Source organism: Rathayibacter sp. AY1E6, assembly GCF_002931115.1.
Classification (GTDB): Bacteria; Actinomycetota; Actinomycetes; order Actinomycetales; family Microbacteriaceae; genus Rathayibacter.
Genome location: NZ_PSVK01000039.1, coordinates 1 through 6,119, shown reverse-complemented (window position 1 = coordinate 6,119; position 6,119 = coordinate 1). Strand labels below are relative to the sequence as shown.

The following is a 6,119-nucleotide window of genomic DNA, read 5'->3' as shown; positions in this document are numbered from 1 at the left end:
GGCCGTCCTCGGAGGCTAGGCGGGGCGGGGCGCGGCGTCCGCCCGTTGACTTCCCAGGTGCGCGGCCGTGCTCGCGGGTCCGGGGGGGCGCTCGCCGACTCGAGGTCCGTTCTCCTCCGGCTCCTCCTCCGTTCTCCTCCGGCTCCTGCTCCGTTCTCCTCCGGCTCCCGCGACTGTCCAGGAGTCGTCGCACCCGAGCTCGAGTGCGACGACTCCTGCGCACTCGGCGACGACCGCTGGGACGGGCCCGGCGGCTCCACGACCATGCGGAAGCGGCCGTACTGGAGCGCGAGTACGGCGACTTCGGAGGAGTGGCGACCGGCTCGAGTGCGCGGGTCCGCGAGTGCTCAGGAGTTGTCGCAGTCGACGCCGAGTGCGACGACTTCTGGACAGTGGGGGGGAGGGGCTCCGGGTGAGGGCTCGCGAGTGCTCAGGAGTTGTCGCAGTCGAGGCCGAGTGCGACAAGTTCTGGACAGTGGGGGAGGCTCCGGGGTGAGCGCTTGCGAGTGCTCAAGAGTTGTCGCAGTCGACGCCGAGTGCGACAAGTTCTGGACAGTGGGGGGGGAGGGGCTCCGGGTGAGGGCTCGCGAGTGCTCGGGAGTCGTCGCAGTCGCGGCCGAGTGCGACGACTTCTGGACGGTGGGCGGCGTCCGAGCGGCGTCAGGGGCCCCGGCAGCACCCGTCAGGGACCCCGGCGGCACGGATCCGGGGCCCCGGCGGCACGCGTCGCGCCCGGCGCCCGCGACCTAGGGTGAGGGCATGCATCCGCTCGACGCCCAGGACCCGCTCGCGCACTGCCCCGAGCTGTTCGTCCGCACCCCCGAGGTCCGCTCCTACCTCGACGGCAACTCGCTCGGCCGGCCGCTGCGCGCGAGCGTCGCCCGGCTCGCGCGGTTCGCGGAGGAGGAGTGGGGCGGCCGCCTCATCCGCGGCTGGGAGGAGGGCTGGCTCGACATGCCGCTCGAGGTCGGCGACGCCCTCGGCTCCGCGGTGCTGGGAGCCGCGGCCGGGCAGACGGTCGTCGCCGACTCCACGACCGTCCTGCTCTACAAGCTCACCCGCGCGGCGATCGCCCGCCAGGCGGAGCAGGGGCGCGACGAGATCGTCGTGGACACCGACAACTTCCCCACCGACCGGTACGTGCTGGAGGGCATCGCGGCCGAGACCGGCAGCACGCTCCGCTGGATCGACTCCGACCCCGGGAGCGGCGTCGGCCCCGACGACCTCGCCCCGGTGCTCGGCGAGCGGACGGCGCTGGTGCTGCTCAGCCACGTCGCGTACCGCTCGGGGTTCCTCGCCGACGCCGCGGCGATCACCGCCCAGGCGCACGAGGCCGGCGCGCTCGTGCTCTGGGACGCCTCCCACTCCGTCGGCTCGGTGCCGCTCGAGCTCGACGAGTGGGGCGCGGACCTCGCGGTCGGCTGCTCCTACAAGTACTTGAACGGAGGCCCGGGGGCGCCCGCGTGGGCGTACGTCGCCTCCCGGCACGAGGGCTCGCTCGCGCAGCCGGTGCAGGGCTGGATGGGCGTCGCCGACATGTTCGAGATGGGACCCGGCTACCGTCCGGCCGAGGGGATGCGGCGCTTCCTCAGCGGGACTCCGCCGATCACGGGGATGCTCGCGATGCAGGACATGATCGCGCTGATCGCCTCGGTGGGCATGCCCGCGGTGCGCGCGAAGTCGGAGGCGATGACGGCGTACGCGCTGGAGCTGGCCGACGCGTGGCTGGTGCCGCGCGGGGTGCGGGTGGCGACTCCGCTCGACCCCGCCCGGCGCGGCTCGCACGTGACGATCGCGCACGAGTCGTTCGCCGGCCTGGTCCCGCGGCTGCAGGCGGAGGGGATCGTGCCGGACTTCCGCCGACCCGACGGCATCCGGATCGGCCTCTCGCCGCTGTCGACCACCTTCGCCGAGCTGGAGCTGGGCATGGCGGCCGTCCGGGACGCGCTGGACTGAGCGGGCCGGGGCGGGGGTTCGGCGGGGCGGCTGTCCCCGGCCCCGCCCCCATCCTCACCGCGCGTCACGCGTCCGGCGGGTGCTCTCCTTCTGCAGGGCCTCGACGAGCTCGGCCTTCGTCATGCGCGAGCGGCCGGAGACGTCCAGGCGCTTGGCGAGGTCCATCAGGTGCGCCTTGGTCGCGTTCGCGTCCACTCCGCCCGCCGTCTCGCCCCCGGGGGAGCGGCCGTGGCCCTCGGCGCGGGAGTCGGAGGGGCCGCTCTCGGCCTTGCGCTCCCAATGGTCGCCGACCTTCTCGTACTCGTGCTTCAGCGCGGCGAAGGCCGTGCGGTGGGCGCGCTCACCGTCGCCGTAGCTGTCGACGGCCGAGTCGTGCGCGGCCGACCAGAGCTTCTGCGCGTGCTCGTCGGAGCGCTCGATGGTGGACGGGATCTGTTCCTCGCGGGGCATGGCGGCCTCCCTCTCGTCCTCCGACGCTACGTCGGGTCGGAGGCGCCGGTCACCCCGTTGACGAGCGCTCGGCGGGCGCCTCCGTCCCCGGAGCGCACTCGGGAGGCCGCTGCCGGTGTTCTCACCGGGCCGACGCCGATGATGGGGCGATGTTCATCCCGACCAGAGCCGCCGGTCTCGAGGCGCTCGACGACTTCGTCGCCCGCGCGGGCTCCGCCTACGCCCGCGACCGCAACCACGACCTCGGACCGTCCCGGGACAACGTCTCCGGACTCTCGCCCTACCTCCGCCACCGCCTCGTCACCGAGCGGGAGGTCGTCGCCGCGGTCCTCGCGCGGCACCGTCTGACCGCCGCGGAGAAGTTCGTCCAGGAGGTGTTCTGGCGCACGTACTGGAAGGGCTGGCTCGAGCAGAACCCGGATGTCTGGCGCCGCTACCGCCGCGAGGTGGCGGACTCCTCCGCGGGCGATCCTCCGCCCGGGTACCTCGACGCGATCGGTGGACGCAGCGGCATCGACGCGATGGACGCGTGGGTGAGCGAGCTCGTCGAGACCGGGTACCTCCACAACCACACCCGCATGTGGTTCGCGAGCATCTGGATCTTCACCCTCGGACTGCCCTGGCAGCTCGGCGCCGACTTCTTCTACCGGCACCTGCTCGACGGCGACGCCGCGTCCAACACCCTGTCGTGGCGATGGGTCGCCGGCCTGCAGACTCCGGGCAAGACCTACCTCGCCTCCGCGTCCAACATCGCGCGCTACACGGAGGGGCGCTTCTCGCCGAGCGGCCTCGCCACCACGGCCCCCGCGCTCACCGAGGAGCCCTTCCCGCCGCGGGCACCGCTCGAGCAGGACGACGTCGTGGGGACCTTCGGCGCCCGCCCCGGCCTCCTGCTGCACGAGGAGGACCTCGAGGCGGAGAGCCTGCTCGCCGAGCAGCCGGATCTGGCCGAGCGCCTCGTGGCGTGCGCCGTCGCCGGGGACGCGGGCGGGCGCTCGCCGTCCGGAGTCTCCGACGCGGTCGCCGCCTTCACCGCCGCGGCGCTCGCCGACGCCGCCGAGCGCACCTCCGACTCCAGCGGTCGGCCGGCGAGGGTGCTGGCGGACGCGCGTGCCGCGACGGTCGTCGACTGGGCGGTGTCCGAGCGGATCGACACCGTGGTCGTTCCGTACGCTCCGGTCGGGCCCGTCGGTGAGCGGGTGGAGGCGCTCCGCTCGGCTCTCGCCGACGAGGGGGTCGCGCTCGTCACCGTGCGCCGCCGCTGGGACGGTGCGGCGTGGCCGTCGGCGTCGCGGGGGTTCTTCCCGTTCCGGAAGCGGATCCCGGCGCTGGTGCGCGACCTCGTCGAGCCCGCCGACGCGGCCCGCCTGTTCTGAGCGGCGTTCCGAGAGCCGCGTCCCGCGAGCTGCGTCCTGTGGGCCGCGTCCCGCGAGCTGCGTCCTGTGAGCCCCGTCCTGTGCTGCGTCCTGTGAGCCCCGTCCCGCGGAACCTGCCTGGTCCCGCGGGGCGGGTGCCGCTCAGCCGAGCAGGCGGTCGCGGAGGAAGTCGCTCGCGAAGCGGCCCGAGGGGTCCCACTCGGAGCGGAGGGTGCGCCACTCCTCGAGGTGCGGGTAGAGCGGCGCGATCTCGTCGGCTCCGGCGAGGAAGTGCTTGCCCCAGTGCGGCCGGGCGCCGAGCGGCAGCAGCGCGCCCTCGACGGCGGGGAGCACGGCGTCGACGCCGGCGCGGTCCTTCTTGAAGGTGAAGTGCACGCCGACGCTGTCGCGGCCTCCGGCGGGGGAGAGCCACTGGTCGTCGCCCGCCATGGTCCGCAGCTCCGTGATGAGCAGGACGTCGTCGATCCGCTCGCCGATCGCGCGCAGCGCCACGACCGCCTCGCGGACGTTCGCGCGCGGCACCATGTACTCGCTCTGGATCTCGTCGCCCGCGCTCGGCTCGCGGTCGAGGCGGAAGTGCGGCAGGCGCTCGGACCACGGTCCGACGGAGCCGCCGAACGGGTTCAGGTTGGAGTCGACACCCTCCGAGACGGCGAAGAGGCTCGCGGAGGCGGCGACCGCGCCCAGGTGCGTCGCGTCGACGTCGGCGACGGATCCCGCCGCCACCTTGGTCTTCAGCCACAGCTGCTCCACCGTCGGCGAGGACCAGTGGGTCATGAGGCTGACGCTGTAGGCGGAGGAGGTGATCGCGTCGAAGTCGTCGAGCACGCGCTCCCAGGGCAGGTCGACGAACGCGTCCTGGCGGACGTCGAAGGTCGGCTGGATGTCGAGGGTCACGCGGGTGACGATGCCGAAGGCGCCGAGGCCGACGACGACGCCCTCGAAGCCCGGCTCCCCGCGGCGGATCGTGCGCAGCGAGCCGTCGGCGGTGACGAGCTCGAGGGCCGAGACGGCGGAGGAGAGGTTCGCGTTGCGGTCGCCCGAGCCGTGGGTGCCGGTCGCGATGGCGCCGGCGACCGAGATGTGCGGGAGCGAGCCCATGTTGTGCAGGGCGTAGCCGTTGCTGTGCAGGTGCGCGGCGACGACGCCGTAGCGGGTGGCGCCGCCGACGGTGACGGTGCTCGCCTCGGCGTCGATCACGGGGTCGGAGGCCAGGCGCCCCAGGTGCAGCAGTGCGCCGGGGGTGTCGGGCAGGGAGTTGAAGGAGTGGCGGCTGCCGAGGGCGCGGACGCGCTCGTTCTCGCGGACGAGGCGCTGCACCTCCTCGACGGACTCCGGCTCGATGATGGCGGCGGCGCGGTACTCGTAGGTGCCCGCCCAGTTGCTCCGTGAGGTCATGGATCCATTCTGCCGGGTGCGCGGGGGATTTGTTGTTGGTTGCAACGAATGGCCTGGTAACGCACGGGACGCGGCAGGACGGAACGGCGTGGATTTTGTTCGGGGCGCGCTCCGGGCCCCTGACGGGGAGGGCGGCGATGACCGCGCGCAGACGATCCCGCTCCGATCTGTTCCGGGTGAGCGTGAGCCTCCTGGTCACGATCGTGGTGGTGCTGCTCGTCCTGGCGAGGGGGACACCCGCTCCGGGCGACGGGGCCGTCGATACGACGGCGACCCTCGTTCCGGTGTACCTGCTCGGCCGGCCGCTCTCCACCGCCCTCTCCGTGGGCTGGAGCGCCGCCTCGTACTCGCGCCTCGACGAGCAGGCGCTGCGGAGCGCCGCCTCCTTCTCGCGCCTCGACGAGCAGGCGTTGCGGAGCACCGCCGAGGAGGAGGCGCGCGGCGAGCGGCGCCTCCTCTCGCGGATGCTGGGGGCGACCGGGGCGACCGGCACGACGCTGTCGGCGGCGGTGCCGGCGATCGTGGTCACGGTGGCGATCGCGCAGAGGACGGAGTTCCGCAGCGAGCCCCTCTCCCTCGCCGCCGCCCTGCTCGCCGTCGCGAGCTCGTGGGTGCTGATGGTCTTCTCGTTCGCGCAGGCCTGCCTGCGCCTCGAGTCGCGGTCGCCCGGCGGTCGCAGGTGCGCTTCGCCTTCGAGGAGGCGCCGCACCTCAGCGACTATGCGACCCTCGCGCTCCTGCTGTCCACGACGGCGGCCACGGTCTCGGCCGAGATCCGCTCGAGAGAGGGCTGGCGCCTGGTGCGCGCGAACGTCGTCATCGCGTTCGCCTTCGACTCGGTCGTCATCGCGATGACGGTGTCACTTCTGTTCGGCGGACTCACGGCCTGAGGCGGCGGGAGCGGAGCGTCCGGCGGAGCCGGGGCCGGTGGGGTCGGGGC

Annotated in this window: 5 protein-coding genes; 3 read left to right on the top strand and 2 right to left on the bottom strand. The window is 73.7% G+C overall.

The genetic code is table 11. The annotated features are described in order from the left end of the window. Nucleotides 1-759 precede the first annotated feature (759 nt). Nucleotides 760-1,956 carry a kynureninase gene (locus tag C5C46_RS16370; protein WP_104227472.1) on the top strand — a complete coding sequence of 399 codons (1,197 nt, stop codon included), beginning with the start codon at nucleotides 760-762 and terminating at the stop codon, nucleotides 1,954-1,956. Nucleotides 1,957-2,010: 54 nt separating this feature from the next. Here C5C46_RS16370 and C5C46_RS16365 read toward each other — a convergent pair whose 3' ends face one another. After that, nucleotides 2,011-2,406, bottom strand: coding sequence for a ChaB family protein (locus tag C5C46_RS16365; RefSeq protein ID WP_104225169.1), 396 nt, complete (start codon nucleotides 2,404-2,406; stop codon nucleotides 2,011-2,013). Nucleotides 2,407-2,555: 149 nt separating this feature from the next. On the opposite strand from C5C46_RS16365, the gene C5C46_RS16360 reads away from it, so the two are divergent. Next, nucleotides 2,556-3,782 (top strand): FAD-binding domain-containing protein, encoded by a 1,227-nt coding sequence (locus C5C46_RS16360; RefSeq protein ID WP_104227471.1) that lies wholly within the window; start codon nucleotides 2,556-2,558, stop codon nucleotides 3,780-3,782. A 141-nt stretch (nucleotides 3,783-3,923) separates the two neighbouring features. On the opposite strand, the gene C5C46_RS16355 is transcribed toward C5C46_RS16360, so the two are convergent. Then, the gene (locus C5C46_RS16355; protein WP_104227470.1) at nucleotides 3,924-5,180 is read right to left on the bottom strand and encodes an FAD-binding protein; all 1,257 of its coding nucleotides are present in this window, start codon (nucleotides 5,178-5,180) and stop codon (nucleotides 3,924-3,926) included. Between the two features lie 679 nt (nucleotides 5,181-5,859). Between C5C46_RS16355 and C5C46_RS17080 the strand changes: the two genes are divergently transcribed. Beyond that, nucleotides 5,860-6,069, top strand: coding sequence for a DUF1345 domain-containing protein (locus tag C5C46_RS17080; protein WP_181136020.1), 210 nt, complete (start codon nucleotides 5,860-5,862; stop codon nucleotides 6,067-6,069). Nucleotides 6,070-6,119: the final 50 nt, after the last annotated feature.